The organism is Micromonospora sp. NBRC 110009, from assembly GCF_030518795.1.
In the GTDB taxonomy this organism is placed as follows: domain Bacteria; phylum Actinomycetota; class Actinomycetes; order Mycobacteriales; family Micromonosporaceae; genus Micromonospora.
This window is the reverse complement of sequence record NZ_CP130427.1, coordinates 2,087,513-2,104,331: the sequence shown is the minus strand read 5'-3', so window position 1 is coordinate 2,104,331 and position 16,819 is coordinate 2,087,513. Positions and strand designations below refer to the sequence as shown.

The window sequence follows — 16,819 nt, the reverse complement described above, 5'->3', positions numbered from 1 at the left end:
GAGGGCGGGTCAGCCGGCCGCGGACTGGTCCAGCGAGTCCCGGACGGCCAGCGCCAGCGAGACCGCCTCGGTCAGGTCCACCGGGCGGGCCACACCGGCGGGCAGGGTTTCGGCCCGCCAGCCCGGCCCCGCCGCGAGCACCAGCAGCGGCCGGCGCGGGGCGGCGAGCAGCGCGGCGAGCTGGTGGGGATCGGCGGTGGCCGGGGTGTGCGACCAGAGCACGACGGCCGCCGGTCCGGTCCGGGCGACCGCCTCGAGCAGGGCCGCCTCCGGCACCCGCGCCCCCAGCAGGCGGTAGCCCACCCCGGCCTCGGCGAGGGCGGCGGCCAGCGCCTCGAGCGGCAGGGTGTGCTGCTCCTCGTCGGCGCAGGAGAGCAGGATCCGGGCCGGCCCGGCGGGCGGCCGCGCCCGGGCCACCGTGGCGAACGCCTCGGAGACGGAGCGGGACATCAGGTGTTCCACCTCGATCAGCCCGGCGGTGGCGGCGTGCCGCTCGCCGATGCCGGCGAGCACCGGCCGGAGCAGGCCGTCCCAGGTCGCCACCACACCGTCGGTGTCGAGGGCGTGCGCGATCGTCTCGCCGATGGCCACCGGGTCCAGCCGCATGGCGGCGCGGGCCAGGCCCCGGGCGAGCGGCCCGGCCCGGCCGACGGGAATGGTCGTCCCGCCGCCGTCCCGGGTGTCGCCTGGACGCCGCGTCCTGAGGCCGACCGGGCTGGCCCCGGATGCCTGCCGCGCCCAGCGGGCCGCCTCGGCCGGGGTGACCCCCTCGGCGGTGAGCCGCCGCATGATCTCGAGGCGCGCGAGATCGGCCGGCGTGTAGCGCCGGTGCTGTCCCGGTACGTGCTGGCTGGGACCGAGACCGTAGCGCTGGTGCCAGGTGCGCAGCGTGGTGACCGCGACCCCCAGCCGGCGCGCGACGGCCCCCGCGCTCAGCGCCTCATCGGCCACCCGGCCGCTCCGGTGCCTCGTCGGCCGGGACGGCGCCGGGCGCCTCGCCGGCGGGCCGCGCCGGCCGCAGCAGCCGGTTCACCACCCCGCCGAGCCACGGCGCGTACGCGCGCGGGTCGGCGTCGAGGTCGGCCTCCAGTTCGCGCGGGTCGACCCAGCGCAGGGCGGCCACCTCGTCGGGATCCGGCCGGCTGGCCAGGTCGGCGGGCACCTCGGCACGGAGCACGTGGTCGTACTCGAACTCGACGCGGCCGGTCGCCGGGTCCTCGGCGTAGTAGACGTACACCCCGACCTCGGTGAGGTCGACCGGGCCGATGCCGAGTTCCTCGGCGAGGCGGCGGTTGGCCGCCTCGACCGGCGACTGGCCCGGCAGCGGGTGCCCGCAGCAGGAGTTGGCCCAGCGCAGCGGGAACCGGGTCTTCGCGGCGGCCCGCTGCTGGAGCAGGGTCCGGCCCTGCGGGTCGACCAGGAGCACCGAGAACGCCCGGTGCAGCCGACCGGGCGGCTGGTGGGCGGCGGACACGGTCGCCGCGCCGAGCACCTGCCCGGCGTCGTCGACCAGCTCGACCAGGTGTCCCTCGCGGGCGGTCATGACGTCCTCCCGGTGACGCGGGCGGCGGCGAGCTTGCCGCTGATCAGGACCATCGGCACGCCCACGCCGGGCTGGGTGCCGGAGCCGACGAAGACCACGTTGCCGAGCGTCCGGTGCAGGTTGGACGGGCGGAACGGTCCGGTCTGGAAGAGGCTGTGTGCGGCGGCGAACGGGGTGCCGGCGGCCATGCCCTGCTCCGCCCACTCGGCCGGGGTGACCGCGCGCAGCACCTCGATCCCGTCGCCGAAGCCGACGTAGCCCCGCTCCTCCAGCGTCCCGACGAGCTGGTCGGTGTAGCGGTGGGTCAGGTCGCCGGGCCAGTCGAACGGGGCCCGGTCGAGGTTCGGCACCGGGGCGAGCACGTAGTAGGTGTGCCGGCCGGCCGGGGCCACCGACGGGTCGCTCCGGCTCGGGTTCGTGACCAGCAGCGACGGGTCGGTCATCAGCTCGCCTCGCCGGATCACCTCGTCGAACGTGCCCTTCCAGGACCGCCCGAAGTGGATGTTGTGGTGGGCGATCTTCGCGTAGCCCCGCGTCGAACCGACGTGCAGCACGACGCACGAGGGCGAGTAGGTGAGCCGCCGCTGCCGGCCCGCGGGGAGCAGGTCGCGGTAGGCGACCGGCAGGTCGGGATTGAGCACCACCACGTCCGCGGGGACCAGTTCGCCGTCGGCGGTCACCACCCCGGTGGCCCGGCCGTGCGTGGTCTCGACCCGGGTCACCGTGGTCCCGTACCGGATCTGCACGCCGTGCTTCTCCGCCGCGCCGGCCATCGCCCGGGAGACCGCGTGGATGCCGCCGCGCGGGAAGCACACCCCGGCCACCGAGTCGAGGTACGCGATGACCGCGTAGATGGCCAGCGCGTCGTGCGGGGCGAGGCCCGCGTACATGGCCTGGAAGGAGAAGATCCGCTGGGTACGCGGGTCGCGGAAGAACTGGTTGATCTTCGTCTGGAGCCGCCGGAACGCCCCGTTCGCCAGCAGCTTCAGCAGGTTGCCGGTGAGCAGGTCGGTCGGCGCGTCCAGGTTGCGCTCGATGAAGTCGGCCCGCTCCCACCGCCACAGGTTCCGCGCGTAGTCGACGAAGCGCAGGTAGCCGTCGGCCTCACGGGGGCCGCAGACCCGGGCGATCTCGGCGGCCATCCGGGTGGTGTCGGCGATGACGTCCAGCGTCGACCCGTCCGGGTAGTACGCCCGGTAGGCCGGGTCGAGCGGGGTCAGGTCGAGCCAGTCGGTCAGCTCCTCGCCGACCGCGCTGAGCGCCTCGGCGATCAGGTCGGGCATGGTCAGCACGGTCGGGCCGGTGTCGAACTCGTACCCGTCGACGCTGAGCCGGCCGGCGCGCCCGCCCGGCACCGGCTCGCGTTCCAGGACGGTCACCTGCCGGCCGCTCCCGGCCAGGTGCAGCGCGCAGGCCAGCCCGCCCAGGCCGGCGCCGACGACCACGACCCGGTCGGTACGTCCGGTCACGCTCCGCACGCGACCACCTCCCTCACGAAGTTGCCCATCATGCCGGTCGGGTGGTGGCGGCGGTGGCGAGACCCGTCAACGCGGTGCGGGCGGTTTCGTCGATCGGCGCGGTGTCGAGCGCGCGCAGCGCCTCGGTCACCCGGTCGGCGATCATCCGCTCGACCCGGGTCACCGCCCCGGTGTCGCGGACCAGCTCGGCCAGCCAGGCCACCTCGCCGGCCCCGGTGACCGGGCCGGCCCGGTCGAGCGCCCGGCGCTGGGCCGGGGTGGCGAGCTGCCGGGCCAGCATGAGCAGCGCGGTCGGCTTGCCGGTCCGCAGGTCGTCCCCGGCCGGCTTGCCGGTGGTGGTCGGGTCCCCGTAGACGCCGAGGAGGTCGTCGCAAAGCTGGAACGCCTCGCCGACGGCCAGGCCGTAGCGGGTGTACGCGGCGATCAGCGGCGACTCCGCAGCCGCCCCGGCCAGCGCGGCGCCGAAGAGCAGCGGGCGCTGGACGGTGTAGCTGGCGGTCTTGTAGCGGGCCACCCGCAGCGCCCGGTCCACCGACCAGTTCGCCGCGTCGTGCTCGCCGAGCACGTCGAGGAACTGCCCGGCGACGGTCTCGACCCGCATCTGGTCGTAGCAGCGCCGGACGTCGAGCAGGCGGTCCGGGGGCACCGTCGCGTGCGCCATCAGCCGGTCGGCCCAGACCACGCAGAGGTCGCCGATCAACACGGCCACGGTCTCGCCGTACCGGTCCGGGTCGCCGGTGAGCCCGGCGGCCCGGTGTCGGGCGGCGGCGGCCCGGTGCGCGGTGGGCCGGCCCCGTCGGGTGTCGGAGGCGTCCATCACGTCGTCGTGCACCAGCGCGAAGGTGTGCAGCAGTTCCAGCGCGGCGAGCGCCGGCAGCACCCCGGCGAGCGGCTGATCGCCGCCGGTCAGCCCGCGCCATCCCCAGTACGCGAACGTCGGGCGGACCCGCTTGCCGCCGGCCAGCACGCAGTCGCGTGCCGTCGCGGCGAAGCCGCCCATCGCCGCGTCGATCTCGGTGAGCGAGTCCACCTCGGTGGTGAGGAACGCCACCAGGGTCTCGTCGACGGCCCGCACCAGGTCCATCGTGAACGCGGCCAGCACGCCGTCGACCGGATCGCCGGTCGCTCCCGGCTGTGCCGGCGCGACCCGGAGCGCGTTACCCGTAGCGGCGTCGTTGGCCATGGGCGCGAGCGTACCTTAGGGTTACGAGTTGCGTCGATTGCTGCGTCGAATGGGAGGAGGGTCGGTGGACACCGATCTCACCGCTGCCTACGACCGCTGCCGCGACCTGCACCGACGTCACGGCCGCACCTACTATCTCGCCACCCGGCTGCTGCCCGGGTGGAAACGGCGGCACGTGCACGCCCTCTACGGCTTCACCCGGTACGCCGACGAGATCGTCGACCGGACCGAGGACCGGCCGCCCGCCGAGCGGGCCGTCCGGCTCCGGCAGTGGTCCGACCGTTTCCTGGCCGGCCTGCACGGGGAGCGGACCGACGACCCGCTGCTCCCCGCCGTGCTGCACACCATTGCCGTCTTCGACCTGGACCGCGCCGACTTCGCGGCGTTCCTGCGCAGCATGGCGATGGATCTGACGGTCGCGTCGTACCCGACCTACGACGACCTGCTCGACTACATGGAGGGTTCGGCGGCCGTGATCGGCACCATGATGCTGCCGATCCTGGGCAGCTCCGACCCGGCCGCCGCCCGGGAGCCGGCCCGGCAGCTCGGCTTCGCGTTCCAGCTCACCAACTTCATCCGGGACGTCGCCGAGGACCTGGACCGGGGCCGCACCTACCTGCCGGACGAGGACCTGGCTCGGTTCGACGTCAGCCGGGCCGACCTGCTCGCCGCCCGGGCCGCCGGCCGCGCCACCCCGAACATCCGCGCCCTGATCGAGTACGAGGTGACCCGCGCCCAGGCCCACTACCTGGCCGCCGCGCCGGGCATCCCGCTGCTCGTCCCCGCCTCACAGGCCTGCATGCGCACCGCGTACGCGCTCTACGGCGGGATCCTCGACGAGGTGGCCGCCCAGGGCTACGACGTCTTCGTGCGGCGGGCCCTGGTACCGCAGCGGCGGCGGGTGGCAGTGGCCGCGCGAGCCCTCCTGACCCCGACCGGCACGCCGGTACCGCTCCCCGGCCCCGCGCCCCAGCCGGCCCTGGTGGCCTGAAAGGAAGGGGCCCCGGTTAACGCCTGGCGTTGTACCGGGGCCCCCTCCTAACCAGTCAGAGGCAGGAGTGGAGGGCCTCGACCAGGTCCTCGACGCGGTCGTGGTCGGCGAGGCGGGCGGTCGCGTACGCGAAGGTGTAGCCGCGGTCCGGGTCGGCCCAGGCGCTGCTCCCGCCGATCCCGCCCATGCCCCAGCTCCCGTCCGGCTCCCACTGCATGCCCAACGTCCAGTACGCCCGCCGGTCCAGCACCAGGTCCGGCCCGTCGTACTGCACCCGGGTCGCCTCGGCGACCAGCTCCGGGCTGAACAGCCGCACCCCGTCGAGGGTGCCGCCGGCCAGCAGGCCCGCGTACAGGCGGGCCAGGGCCGCGGCGGTGGCGTGCAGGTTCACCGCCGGCATCTCGGCGGACCGCCACCGTGGGCCGTTCAGCACCGCCAGGTCCAGTCCGCCGGCCGGGTTGCCGAGCGCCCGGGCCCGCAGCGAGCCCGGATCGCCAAGCATCCGAATCGGCCAGCCGGGATCCTCGTACGACAGGTCGGCGCAGCGCCGCTGGTCCGCCGCGGCCAGCCCGAAGGCCAGGTCGAGGCGCCACGGCCCGGCGATCTCTTCGGCCAGGAACCGCCCCACCGGCCGCCCGTCCACCCGGCGGACCAGCTCGCCCACCAGATGCCCGTACGTCCAGGCGTGCTCGCCCGCGACGGACCCCGGCGCCCACTCGGGCTCGGCGGCGGCCAGGTCGGCGCAGAGCAGCCCCCAGTCGGCGACCGCCTCGGCGGGCCGGGGCACCGGGAACGCCGGCAGCCCGGCGGTGTGGCTGAGCACCTGCCGCACGGTGGCCGGGGTGCGGAACTCCGGCCAGTACGCGGACACCGGCGCGTCCAGGTCGACCCGTCCCCGGTCGACCAGCGCGAGCAGGCAGAGCGCCGCCACCGGCTTGCCCACCGAATAGACGTTGACCAGGGTGTCCGGTCGCCACGGCTGGTCGGCCCCGGCCGCCGGAACCGCGCTCCCGGGCGGCACGGCCGCGCGGGAGCCGCCGGCCAGGTCGACCACGGGCGTGCCGTCGTACCAGATCGTCAGCGCCGCGCCGGTCTCCCGGCCAGCGGCGAAGAGGTCGTGGAAGCAGTCCCGGACCGGGGCGAAGCGCGCGTGCATCCGGCCACGGTAGGCGGTCCCGAGGATTACCGGCGCGGGAATTCCGGCCCGGTCTGGTGGCCGACGACCCGGCGGTGCGGAATGCTGACGGGATGGCGGAGCCGGAACTGGTGGACGTGGTCGTGGTCGGGCTCGGGGTCGGCGGCGAGGAGGTGGCCGGGCGGCTCGCCGAGGCCGGCCTCACCGTCGTGGGGATCGAGCGGGACCTGGTCGGCGGCGAATGCCCGTACTGGGGCTGCGTTCCCAGCAAGATGATGATCCGGGCGGCCAACGCGCTGGCCGAGGCGCACCGGGTCAACGAGCTGGCCGGCTCGGCCGAGGTGCGGCCCGACTGGGCGCCGGTGGCGAAGCGGATCCGCGAGGAGGCCACCGACACCTGGGACGACACGGTGGCGGTGGACCGCTTCACCGGCAAGGGCGGCCGGTTCGTCCGGGGCAGCGGCCGGCTCGACGGCCCGGGCCGGGTACGCGTCGGCGACCAGGTCTTCCAGGCCCGGTTCGGGATCGTGCTCGGCACCGGCACCCGCCCCTCCGTCCCGCCGATCGACGGGCTGGCCGACACCCCGTACTGGACCAACCACGAGGCGATCGAGGTCGAGGAGCTGCCGGAGACGCTGCTGGTGCTCGGCGGCGGGGCGATCGGGTTGGAGCTGGCCCAGGTTTTCGCCCGGTTCGGCGTCCGGGTGACCGTGATCGAGGCGGCCGACCGGGTGCTCGCCGTCGAGGAGCCGGAGGCCGCCGAGATCGCCGCGACGGCGCTGCGCGCCGACGGAGTGACCATCGAGACCGGGGTGCGCGCCCAGCGGGTCAGCCACGACGGTGCCACCTTCACCGTGCACGCCGACGGCGCCGCGTACACCGGTGCGCAGCTGCTGGTGGTGACCGGCCGCCGGGCGCACCTGGAGGAGCTGGGCCTGGACACGGTCGATTTGGACGCCGGGCAGCGCTACCTGCCGGTGAACGAGCGGATGCACGTCACCGAGGGGATCTGGGCGGTCGGCGACCTCACCGGCGAGGGCGCGTTCACCCACATCGCCATGTACCAGGCGGGCATCGTCGTCGCCGACGTGCTCGACCACATGCGGCGCACCCAGGGCGGCCCGGACGCCAGCGGCACCGCCAGCGTGGTCGGCGGCGCGGCCGGGGTGGTCAGCGCGGTCGGCGGGGCGATGAGCGCCGGCGGGCCGTCCGCCGCCGCCGGCAGCGTCCCCATCGCCGACTACCGGGCGCTGCCCCGGGTCACCTTCACGGACCCCGAGGTGGGCGCGGTCGGCCTCACCGAGCAGCAGGCCCGCGACCGCGGCATCAACCTCCAGATCGGGTACGCCGACCTGACCGCGTCCGCCCGGGGCTGGATCCACAAGGCGGGTAACGCGGGCTTCATCAAACTGATCGCCGACGCCGACCAGGGCGTGCTGGTCGGCGCCACCTCGGTCGGCCCGGCCGGTGGCGAGGTGCTGGCGGCGCTGGTGGTGGCGGTGCACGCGGCCGTCCCGATCAGCCAGCTCCGGCACATGATCTACGCGTACCCGACCTTCCACCGCGCCATCGAGGACGCGCTGCGCAGTCTGAAGTGATCGTCCGGCCCGGGCCGGACAACCTTTCGGAAGGTCGGTGCGTGGTAGGGGCGTGACCGACCAGAACACGCGACTGTCGACGGCGGACGCCGCGTACGTGGCCTTCGTCGAGGAGGCCTGGCGCCGCCACATCCGGCTGGCCATGCTCCTGGCCGGGGACCGGTGGCGGGCCGAGGAGCTGCTCCAGGACAGCCTGGTCCGGATGTACGAGCGGTGGCGCAGGTTGTCCCACAGCGACGACCTGCACGCCTACCTTCGCCGGGCACTGGTGAACAACCACACCTCGTTCTGGCGGCGGCGCCGGCGGGAGAACCTCGTCGCCGAGGTCCCCGACCGGGCCGCGCCGCAGGCCGATCCCGACCACGACGCCGTCGGGCTGCGTCGGGCGCTCCGCGCGTTGCCGCCGAGGCAGCGCGCGGTGGTGGTGCTGCGCCACTACGAGGACCTGCCGGAGCGGGAGGTGGCCCGGCTGCTGGGCTGCTCCGTCGGCACGGTCAAGAGCCAGCACTCCCGGGCCCTGGACAAGCTCCGCCACCTCTTGCAACAGCCCTCCTACACGGGAAGCAGGTGACCTCGCATGACCAACCTCGATGAGCGACTCGCCAGCCGGCTGCACGCCCTCGTCGACGGCGAGCCGGACTCGGCCGCGCCGGCCGGCATGCTGCTGGAGCGGGGCCGCCGGGCCCGCCGCCGTCGGACCGGCACCCTCGTCAGCGGCACCCTCGCCGTGCTCGCGCTCGGCACGGTCGGTACGGCCACGCTGGTCCACCGGCCGACGCCAGACCGCCCGGCCGTCGTCGCCGAGGCGTCCTCGCCGGCAGTCGCGTCCCCACGGATGGAGCTGGCCGCCGCCGTCGCCGCGAGCGAGAACACCAGCTACCGGGTCACGGTGCGCAGGGCCGTCCAGGTCGATCCGAACTGGTCGGAGACCACGACGGGCGCATTCGACCCGGCAACGGCCAGCGGCTACCTGCGCACGCCGTTCCCGGATGGGCTGAGCTTCCAGGAGGACCGGCTGGTCGACGGGGTGTACTACGTCGGCGGAGCCGACGGCAACCGGAAGATGCCCTGGAAGCGGTACCCGGGCAAGCGGGATTTCCTGCCCTTCGACGTGGCGATGGGCGGCGCCCTGGGTGCTTCCTCGGGCCAGGACGGGCTGTTCCAGGTGCTGAAGGAGAACGGCGCGACGGTCACCAAGACCGGCCAGCGGGCCTATCACTTCAGCGTCGAGCCCACCGGCAAGGCCGCCGGCTTCGATGCCGGCGCCCCGCTGGGGCGCGAGAAGGTCGTGGGTGACGTGACGCTCGACGCCGACGACCGGATCGCCAAACTGGACTACGAAGTCACCCTCGTCTGGAACAAGGACGGACAGACCGGTCCGCCGACGAGCGTCCAGGTGACCATGGCCTTCTCCGACTACGGCCTGCCGGTAAAGGTCGAGCCGCCGGCCCACGCCGAGGTCGTCAGGTAGACCTCTCCCTCGCCTCGGCGCGCGCGGTGTCGTCCTCCGGGGCGGCACCGTGCCGGCCCGCGCCGGCGGTGAACCGGGCCGCTCCCTTCATCGCGTCCGTGATCAGCGACTCCATGCCGAAGGCCAGTTCGGTGGCCATCGCCTCCGGCTCTGGCAGGCCGGCGTTGGCGAGCAGCGCCGCCCGGTCGTTGCGCAGGCAGGTCTGCGGGTGGCGGGCGATCTCCGCGGCGAGCCGCTCGGCCGCCGCCCGGGCCTCACCCGGCGCCACCAGCCGGTTCACCAGACCCATCGCGTACGCCTCGGCGGCGGGGACCGGGCGGCCGGTGAGGATCAGGTCCATGGCCCGGCTCTCGCCGATCAGCCGGGGCAGGCGGACCGTCCCGCCGTCGATCAGGGGTACGCCCCACCGCCGGCAGAACACCCCCAGCGTGGCGTCCGACTCGGCCACCCGCAGGTCGCACCAGAGCGCCAGCTCCAAGCCGCCGGCCACGGCGTACCCGGAGATCGCGGCGATGACCGGCTTGGACAGCCGCATCCGGGTCGGACCCATCGGGCCGTCGCCCTCCGGCTCGACCCGGTTGCCGCGCGGCGTACCGATGGCCTTGAGGTCGGCGCCCGCGCAGAACGTGCCACCGGCGCCCCAGAGCACGGCGACCGCCGCGTCCGGGTCGGCCTCGAAGGCGCGGAAGGCGTCCGCCAGGGCCCGGGCGGTCGGGCCGTCGACGGCGTTGCGGGCCTCCGGCCGGTCCAGGATCACCGTGGTCACCGGTCCGGCGTGCTCGACGCGTACCCCCATCGGGTCAGCATGCCCTCGACGGTGGCCGCCGCGCCAGGCTTCCCGCCTCTGCGGGGCCAGCCACCGGCCTCCGCCCAGCGGCGGGCGGTGCCTCGTCGTCGTCATGCACGGCGTCGCTCCCGGTCCTGCTCTGGTGACTCGTGCGGAGAGACTACGAACTTGATGACCTGGACGGATCAACCACGGCGAGGTCCTTGGCGGCGGGCCAGGCGGTGGGTCAGTCCCGGCGCAGGAGGAGCCATCCCATTGCGGTGATCACGAGGGCCAGCGCCACCATGAGCAGCGTGCCGGCGAGCGCGTGGGGCATCTGGATCAGGAACGGCACCTGCTGGAGCAGGAGACTCGCACCGACCAGCGCGACGCCACCACCGATCCGGACGGGCTGGGTGCGCGCCGTCCGGCCCGGACGCGCGAAGCGGAGCCAGAGCGGCGGGACCTGACGTGTCACGGCGGTCCGGATGCCGACTCCGATCAGGAAGAGGCTCAGGACCACGATCAGCAGGCGGAGGAGCCCCAGCACCGTTCCGTCGTCGAACACGCTCATCCCGCCATGATTCGACGGGCGGTCAAGTGACGGCCGGGCAGTACGTACCGGGTGGTCCGGGTCCGTGCGGTGCGGACCCGGACCACCCGTCGCTCAGAACTCGTCGTCCAGACTGACCGCGCCGCCGACCGCCACCTGGTACGCCGACACCCGCCGCTCGAAGAAGTTGGTCAGTTCCTGCACGTCCTGCAACTCCATGAACGGGAACGGGTTGGTCGACCCGTACGCCGGTGCAAGCCCGAGCCGGGCGAGCCGGGCGTCCGCCACGTACTCCAGGTAACGCCGCATGTCGGCGGTGTTCATGCCCGGCAGGCCGTCACCGCAGAGGTCGCGGGCGAAGGCCAGCTCCGCCGTGACCGCCTCGTCCAGCATCTGCCGGACCTGCTCCGCCATGGCGACGTCGAAGAGCTCGGGCTCCTCGGCCCGGACGGTGTCCACCACGGTGAAGGCGAACTCCATGTGCATCGACTCGTCGCGGAACACCCAGTTGGTGCCGGTGGCCAGGCCGGACAGCAGGCCGCGCGAGCGCAGCCAGTAGACGTACGCGAAGGCGCCGTAGAAGAAGAGTCCCTCCACGCAGGCGGCGAAGCAGATCAGATTGAGCAGGAACCCGCGGCGCTCCGCCCGGGTCTCCAGCCGGTGCAGTTCCCCGATCGAGTCGATCCACCGGAAACAGAACTCCGCCTTGTCGCGGATCGACGGGATGTGCTCGATCGCCGCGAACGCCTTCGCCCGCTCGGCGTGGTCCGGCAGGTAGGTGTCCAGCAGGGTCAGATAGAACTGCACGTGCACCGCCTCCTCGTAGAGCTGGCGGGAGAGGTACAGCCGCGCCTCCGGCGCGTTGACGTGCTGATAGAGGTTGAGCACCAGGTTGTTCGCCACGATCGAGTCGCCGGTGGCGAAGAACGCCACCAGCCGGTGGACCAGGTGCCGCTCGCCGGCCGAGAGCTTCGCCAGATCGGGTACGTCGGAGGCCAGGTCCACCTCCTCCACGGTCCAGGTATTGCGGATGGCGGCCCGGAACCGCTCGTAGAAGTCCGGGTAGCGCATCGGTCGCAGGGTCAGGTCCATGCCGGGGTCGAGCAGCATCGTCACTGGCAGGCCTCGCAGACTTCCGGGTTCTCCAGGGAGCAGGCGACCGCGTCGCCGTCGCTGACGGACAGGGTGACCAGGGGGACCTTCTCGGCCGCCACGGTGGTCTGGGCGATCCGGGTGGCGGGGCGGGAGCGCAGGTAGTAGGTGGTCTTCAAGCCGGCCCGCCAGGCGTACGCGTACATCGAGGAGAGCCGGCCGATGGTCGGGGCGGCCTGGAACAGGTTGAGCGACTGCGACTGGTCGACGTAGGGCGCCCGCGCGGCGGCCAGGTCGATCAGCGCCTTCTGTGGCAGCTCCCAGGCGGTGCGGTACAACGCCTTCAGCTCCGCCGGCAGGTCCAGGTCCTGCACCGAGCCGTCCGCTCGCTTGATCGCGCCCCGGGTCTGCGGCGTCCACCGGCCCAGCCGCTTCAGGTCGGCGACCAGGTACCGGTTGACCTGGAGGAACTCCCCGGACAGGGTCTCCCGCTTGAAGACGTTGGAGACCAGCGGCTCCACGCACTCGGCGCAGCCGGCGATCGAGGCGATCGTCGCCGTCGGGGCGATCGCCACCAGCAGCGAGTTGCGCAGCCCGTGCCGGGCGATCTTCTCACGGAGCGCCGCCCAGGCGTCCGGCCGGGCGGGCCGGGCGTCCGGCCAGTGGTCCGGGTGCAGCACCCCGCCGGCCGCCCGGGTCAGCGGGTACGCCGGGTGCGCCCCGCGGGCCGCCGCCAGGTCCGCCGAGGCGTCGTACGCGGCCAGAGCGATCTCCTCGGCGATCCGGGTGGAGAGCGCCAGCGCCGCCGGGGAGTCGAAGGGCAGCCGCAGCGCGGCGAACACGTCGGCCAGCCCCATCACGCCGAGACCGAGGGGTCGCCACCGCCGGTGTGCGGTGGCCGCCTGCTCGGTCGGGAACCAGTTCCGGTCGATCGCCCGGTCCAGCGCGCCGACCGCGAGGCGTACGGTCCGCGCCAGCGCCGCGAAGTCCACGCCCGCGGCGGCCCCCGGCCCGCCGGGGCGCAGCAGGTGGGCGGCCAGGTTGATCGAGCCGAGGGTGCAGACGGCGGTCTCGTCGTCGCTGGTCACCTCGAGGATCTCGGTGCACAGGTTGGAGTGGTGCAACACCCCGCCACCGTTGCCGACCTGGTTGCAGGTCCGGTTCGCCGCGTCCCGGAAGGTCATCCAGCCGTTGCCGGTCTGCGCCAGGGTCCGCATCATCCGCGCGTACAGGGTGCGCGCCGGCAGGGTCCGTACCTCCCGGCCGGCCGCCTCCGCCGCCCGGTACGCGGCGTCGAACTCGTCACCCCAGAGGTCGACCAGTTCCGGCACCTCCTTCGGGTCGAAGAGCGACCAGTCGGCGTCCGCCTCGACCCGGCGCATGAACTCGTCCGGCACCCAGTTGGCCAGGTTGAGGTTGTGCGTACGCCGGGCGTCGTCGCCGGTGTTGTCCCGCAGCTCCAGGAACTCCTCGATGTCGGCGTGCCAGGTGTCCAGGTACACGCAGGCCGCGCCCTTGCGCCGGCCGCCCTGGTTGACCGCCGCCACGCTGGCGTCCAGCGTGCGCAGCCAGGGCACGATGCCGTTGGACCGGCCGTTGGTGCCCCGGATCAGCGACCCCCGCGAGCGCACCCGGGACCACGAGATGCCGATCCCCCCGGCGAACTTGGACAGCTTCGCCACCTGCGTGTAGCGCTCGTAGATCGACTCCAGCTCGTCCCGGGGCGAGTCGACCAGGAAGCAGGAGGAGAGCTGCTGGTGCCGGGCGCCGGCGTTGAACAGCGTCGGCGAGCTGGGCAGGTAGGCCAGCCCGGCCATCGCCCGGTACAGCTCGCCGGCCTCCTCGACGGTGTCCGACAGGCCGGCGGCCACCCGCAGCCAGAAGTGCTGCGGCCGTTCCAGCACCGCCCGGCCGCCGGGGTGGCGCAGCAGGTAACGGTCGTACAGCGTGCGCAGGCCGAAATACTCGAACGTGTCGTCGTGGGCGTGGTCGACGAGGCCGTCGAGGGCGTCGGCGTGCGCCGCGACGAAGCCGGCGAATCCGGGGTCCAGCAGCCCTTCCGCGTACGCGGCGGCGACGCTGTCGCTGAAACTGTCGATGCCCTGCGCGGCCGTCTCGTCCGCGATCCGCCCGGCGAGCAGCCGCGCGGCGAGCTTCGCGTACGCGGGTTCCTCGGCGGTCAGGCCGGCCGCCGCCGCGATCGCCAGCTCAATCAGTTCGGCCTGGTCGGCCCGGGCGGTACGCCCCGACTCGACCAGGGCCAGGATCCGGTCCGGGTCGGTGTCGGGCAGGTCGTGGTGGTGCCGGTGCAACAGTTCCCGCAGTGCTTCCGCCGCGGGCGGGGCGAGGGTGGATGCCGCCGTCATGTGCTCCCCTGAGTGGTCGATGTGGACCGCCCGGGAGGGCGCGACGGCACGCCGGACCGCCGCCGGTCGGTGTGCCGGCGATGCTCCGTACGGCTCGGCGGCCCTCCCGCGAGGCCTCGAGGTGGTACGCGCGCCGGACGGCACGCCCTGCTGGCAGGTCTTCGGACTCGCGGGCCGGCGCGTCTCCGCGCTTGCCTACTGGCCGTCGCTTCCCAGGCCCCGTCGGGCCCAGTGCTGATGACGGCGGTCGTTCCCGCTCACCGCTGCGGGGCAGTCCCGGATTCGCACCGGGTTCCCTGTTCGGCGCGGCACCTGGCGGGCGCCGCGCCTGGCCGACCATGAGGTCGAACCAGCAGTACGAGTGATCCTAGATGTAGTGGTGACGGAAAAGCCAGAACACCAGATGATGTGGGCGTGTCGGGTTGTGACCCTCGATCGGGTGACCGGCGTGCTCTGTACCCGTCACCCGGTTTGCGGTCGCTCCTGCCGGGAAGTCGGAGAAGGTGCGCGAACTTCTGACGAAACTCGAACAGGCCACGGCGCTGGACCGGGCGGGTGACCGGTTACAGCGCGCCGTCCAGGGCACCCTGCGCTCGCAGCGGATCCGGGACCTGCTGCACGGCGTCTGGCTGGGGCACCCGCTGCACCCGGCGATGGTGCAGGTGCCGGTGGGCGCGTGGATCTCGGCGGCGATCGTCGATCTGCTGCCCGGCCAGCGTAAGGCGGCCACCGCCCTGATCGGGGTCGGTACGGCCAGCGCACTGCCGGCGGCCGTGGCCGGGCTCAACGACTGGGCCGGGCTCGCCCGCGACCAGCGCCGGGTCGGCCTGGTGCACGCCGCCGCGAACGTCGTGGGTCTGAGCCTGTACGCGGGCTCCCTCGTGGCCCGGCTGAACGGCCGGCACGGCATGGGTCGGGCGCTGGCGTACCTCGGCCTGTCGGCCGCGAGCGGCGGGGCGTACCTGGGCGGGCACCTCGCGTACAAGCAGGGCGCCCAGGTCAGCCAGAGCATCTCCGAGCTGCACCTGATCAGCGAGGGCTGGCACCCGGTGGGCGACCTGACCACCCTGCCGCAGCGGCAGTTGGTCACCCGCGAGATCGACGACGTCTCGGTGATCCTCTACCGGCACGGCGACGACGTGACGGTGATGCTGGAGCGCTGCCCGCACCAGAGTGGACCGCTCGGCGAGGGCGACGTGCAGGAAATCGACGGGCATGCCTGCGTGGTCTGCCCGTGGCACGGCAGCGCGTTCCGGCTCAACGGCGGCGAGGTGGTGCACGGCCCGTCCGGCAACGACCAGGTCGTCCTCCCCACCCGCATCGTCGACGGCCGTCTCGAGGCCCGCCTCCCCTGACCCTCGCCCTACCGGGTGGCCCGGTCAGTCCTTGCGGTGGCGGCCGGTGACCAGCGCGCGGGCGGCCGGGCGGCGGCGCAGGCCGATCTGCGCGCCGACGATGCTCGCCACCGCCAGCACCGCCGAGATCGCCAGCGGTTGGTTGATCCCCTCGTCGTCGGCGGTGGCCCGGGAGGCGCCCGCCGCCATCGCCGGGGGCGCGCCGGCCGGCTCCGTCGACCTCGGAGCCCCGGCCCGGGACGGCGAGGGCTTGGCCTTCGGCGTCTGACCGGTCGTTCCGGCCCCGCTCCCGTGCGCGGTCGCGCCCGATCCGCCCCCGGATGTCGGGGCCGGCTTCGACGGGGACGCCGGGCGCACCACCAGTCGGCCGGTGGCATGCTGCCGGGCGCCGTCGTCGATTCACACATCCGGCGGGGGAAAATCACTCTCCGTGCTCCATAGTGGAACGGTGTGCAACCGCTCGGGGAAACCGGCGTGACCGCCGAACGGGTCCGGCGCACCCGCCCGGCGACCGCCACCGGCCGTCCGGCGGTACGCCTGCTCGCCGCCCTGGCGGTCGTACCGCTGATCCGGCTGGCGGTCGCCCGGTACGCCGTACCCCCGGGATCGCCGGACCGGACGGGGTGCGACGGCTGCGGCGCGCCGATCGGCCTGGACCGGCCGTTGCCGGCGCTCGGCCCGCTGCCCGGCGTGCCGCGACCGGATCGGCGCGGCACCCGGCGGGGTGGAACTGGCCCTGGTGGCCGTGACGGCGGTGGTCGTGCTGGCCGGCGGGCCGGTCGGCGAGCGCGCGGCGATGGCGTGGTGGCTCGCCTGGGCGGTGCCGCTGGCCCTGGTCGACCTCGCCGTGCACCGGTTGCCGGACCGGCTCACCTACCCGGCCGCGGCCGGCACCTGGGCGCTGCTCGGGGTTGTGGCGCTGGCCGGGGCGGGGCCGGCGCCCTGGCTGCGCGCCGTCGCGGCCGGGCTCGTCCTCGGGGTGGGCTTCGCGAGCACCACCCTGCTGCTCGGCTGGCGCGGATTCGGGCTCGGCGACGCCAAGCTCGCGCTCGGGGCCGGGGCGTTGCTCGGCTGGTACGGCTGGCCGGTGCTGATCGCCGGCCTGGTGCTCAGCCTCGCTCTCGCCGCGCTGGTCGGCCTGGCGCTGCTGGCGGCCCGTCGGGTCCGCTGGTCCAGCCACCTGCCCTTCGGCCCGTTCCTGATCCTGGCCACCACGCTCACCCTCCTTCTCGCCACCTGGGCCTGGTAGACGCCGGATCGCCCAGGTCTGCGATGGCGCGACTGTGAC

At 74.1% G+C, this 16,819-nt stretch carries 15 protein-coding genes, 1 pseudogene and 1 riboswitch; of the genes and pseudogenes, 6 read left to right on the top strand and 10 right to left on the bottom strand.

Features of this window, described 5'->3' with window-relative positions; genetic code table 11:
* Nucleotides 1–9: 9 nt before the first annotated feature.
* From Q2K19_RS10020 to Q2K19_RS10005, 4 genes are read right to left on the bottom strand one after another with little or no spacing between them, the layout of a single operon-like run.
* Nucleotides 10–951 carry a MerR family transcriptional regulator gene (locus Q2K19_RS10020; RefSeq protein WP_302769778.1) on the bottom strand — a complete coding sequence of 314 codons (942 nt, stop codon included), beginning with the start codon at nucleotides 949–951 and terminating at the stop codon, nucleotides 10–12.
* Nucleotides 941–1,543 (bottom strand): isopentenyl-diphosphate Delta-isomerase, encoded by a 603-nt coding sequence (gene idi / locus Q2K19_RS10015; RefSeq protein ID WP_302769775.1) that lies wholly within the window; start codon nucleotides 1,541–1,543, stop codon nucleotides 941–943. The genes Q2K19_RS10020 and idi overlap by 11 nt, the downstream gene beginning before the upstream one ends.
* Entirely contained in the window at nucleotides 1,540–3,021 is a 1,482-nt protein-coding gene (crtI, locus tag Q2K19_RS10010) for a phytoene desaturase family protein (RefSeq protein ID WP_302769773.1), read from the bottom strand. Before crtI ends, idi begins: the two co-directional genes overlap by 4 nt.
* 28 nt (nucleotides 3,022–3,049) lie before the next feature.
* Entirely contained in the window at nucleotides 3,050–4,204 is a 1,155-nt protein-coding gene (locus Q2K19_RS10005) for a polyprenyl synthetase family protein (RefSeq protein ID WP_302769771.1), read from the bottom strand.
* A 64-nt stretch (nucleotides 4,205–4,268) separates the two neighbouring features.
* On the opposite strand from Q2K19_RS10005, the gene Q2K19_RS10000 reads away from it, so the two are divergent.
* On the top strand, nucleotides 4,269–5,195 hold the full coding sequence (locus Q2K19_RS10000; protein WP_302769769.1) for a phytoene/squalene synthase family protein: 927 nt from the start codon (nucleotides 4,269–4,271) through the stop codon (nucleotides 5,193–5,195).
* A 55-nt stretch (nucleotides 5,196–5,250) separates the two neighbouring features.
* On the opposite strand, the gene Q2K19_RS09995 is transcribed toward Q2K19_RS10000, so the two are convergent.
* On the bottom strand, nucleotides 5,251–6,351 hold the full coding sequence (locus tag Q2K19_RS09995) for a serine hydrolase domain-containing protein (RefSeq protein ID WP_302769767.1): 1,101 nt from the start codon (nucleotides 6,349–6,351) through the stop codon (nucleotides 5,251–5,253).
* 92 nt (nucleotides 6,352–6,443) lie between these two features.
* Here Q2K19_RS09995 and Q2K19_RS09990 point away from each other — a divergent pair, with 92 nt between their 5' ends.
* The 3 genes from Q2K19_RS09990 to Q2K19_RS09980 are packed head-to-tail and all read left to right on the top strand — an operon-like array spanning nucleotide 6,444 to nucleotide 9,399.
* Complete coding sequence (locus tag Q2K19_RS09990; protein WP_302769764.1) at nucleotides 6,444–7,928, top strand: dihydrolipoyl dehydrogenase family protein; 1,485 nt, start codon at nucleotides 6,444–6,446, stop codon at nucleotides 7,926–7,928.
* A 52-nt stretch (nucleotides 7,929–7,980) separates the two neighbouring features.
* Complete coding sequence (locus Q2K19_RS09985; protein ID WP_302769762.1) at nucleotides 7,981–8,499, top strand: SigE family RNA polymerase sigma factor; 519 nt, start codon at nucleotides 7,981–7,983, stop codon at nucleotides 8,497–8,499.
* Nucleotides 8,500–8,505: 6 nt separating this feature from the next.
* Entirely contained in the window at nucleotides 8,506–9,399 is an 894-nt protein-coding gene (locus tag Q2K19_RS09980; protein ID WP_302769760.1) for a hypothetical protein, read from the top strand.
* Here the strand turns inward: Q2K19_RS09980 and Q2K19_RS09975 are convergent.
* The 4 genes from Q2K19_RS09975 to Q2K19_RS09960 all read right to left on the bottom strand — a co-directional run bounded on the left by Q2K19_RS09975 (nucleotide 9,392) and on the right by Q2K19_RS09960 (nucleotide 14,176).
* Nucleotides 9,392–10,195 (bottom strand): crotonase/enoyl-CoA hydratase family protein, encoded by an 804-nt coding sequence (locus Q2K19_RS09975; RefSeq protein WP_302769758.1) that lies wholly within the window; start codon nucleotides 10,193–10,195, stop codon nucleotides 9,392–9,394. The genes Q2K19_RS09980 and Q2K19_RS09975 overlap by 8 nt on opposite strands.
* Nucleotides 10,196–10,412: 217 nt before the next feature.
* Complete coding sequence (locus tag Q2K19_RS09970) at nucleotides 10,413–10,739, bottom strand: hypothetical protein (protein ID WP_302769756.1); 327 nt, start codon at nucleotides 10,737–10,739, stop codon at nucleotides 10,413–10,415.
* Nucleotides 10,740–10,832: 93 nt separating this feature from the next.
* On the bottom strand, nucleotides 10,833–11,828 hold the full coding sequence (locus tag Q2K19_RS09965; RefSeq protein WP_302772392.1) for a ribonucleotide-diphosphate reductase subunit beta: 996 nt from the start codon (nucleotides 11,826–11,828) through the stop codon (nucleotides 10,833–10,835).
* A 2-nt stretch (nucleotides 11,829–11,830) separates the two neighbouring features.
* On the bottom strand, nucleotides 11,831–14,176 hold the full coding sequence (locus Q2K19_RS09960; RefSeq protein WP_302769754.1) for a ribonucleoside-diphosphate reductase subunit alpha: 2,346 nt from the start codon (nucleotides 14,174–14,176) through the stop codon (nucleotides 11,831–11,833).
* 135 nt (nucleotides 14,177–14,311) lie between these two features.
* Nucleotides 14,312–14,528, bottom strand: a riboswitch (cobalamin riboswitch).
* A gap of 151 nt (nucleotides 14,529–14,679) precedes the next feature.
* On the opposite strand from Q2K19_RS09960, the gene Q2K19_RS09955 reads away from it, so the two are divergent.
* A complete protein-coding gene (locus Q2K19_RS09955) occupies nucleotides 14,680–15,531 on the top strand; it encodes a Rieske (2Fe-2S) protein (RefSeq protein WP_302769751.1) in 852 nt (283 codons plus the stop codon).
* A gap of 24 nt (nucleotides 15,532–15,555) precedes the next feature.
* Here the strand turns inward: Q2K19_RS09955 and Q2K19_RS09950 are convergent, their stop codons facing one another.
* Entirely contained in the window at nucleotides 15,556–15,720 is a 165-nt protein-coding gene (locus Q2K19_RS09950; RefSeq protein ID WP_302769749.1) for a hypothetical protein, read from the bottom strand.
* 285 nt (nucleotides 15,721–16,005) lie between these two features.
* Here Q2K19_RS09950 and Q2K19_RS09945 point away from each other — a divergent pair.
* Nucleotides 16,006–16,780 (top strand): annotated as a pseudogene (locus tag Q2K19_RS09945) (prepilin peptidase).
* Nucleotides 16,781–16,819: the final 39 nt, after the last annotated feature.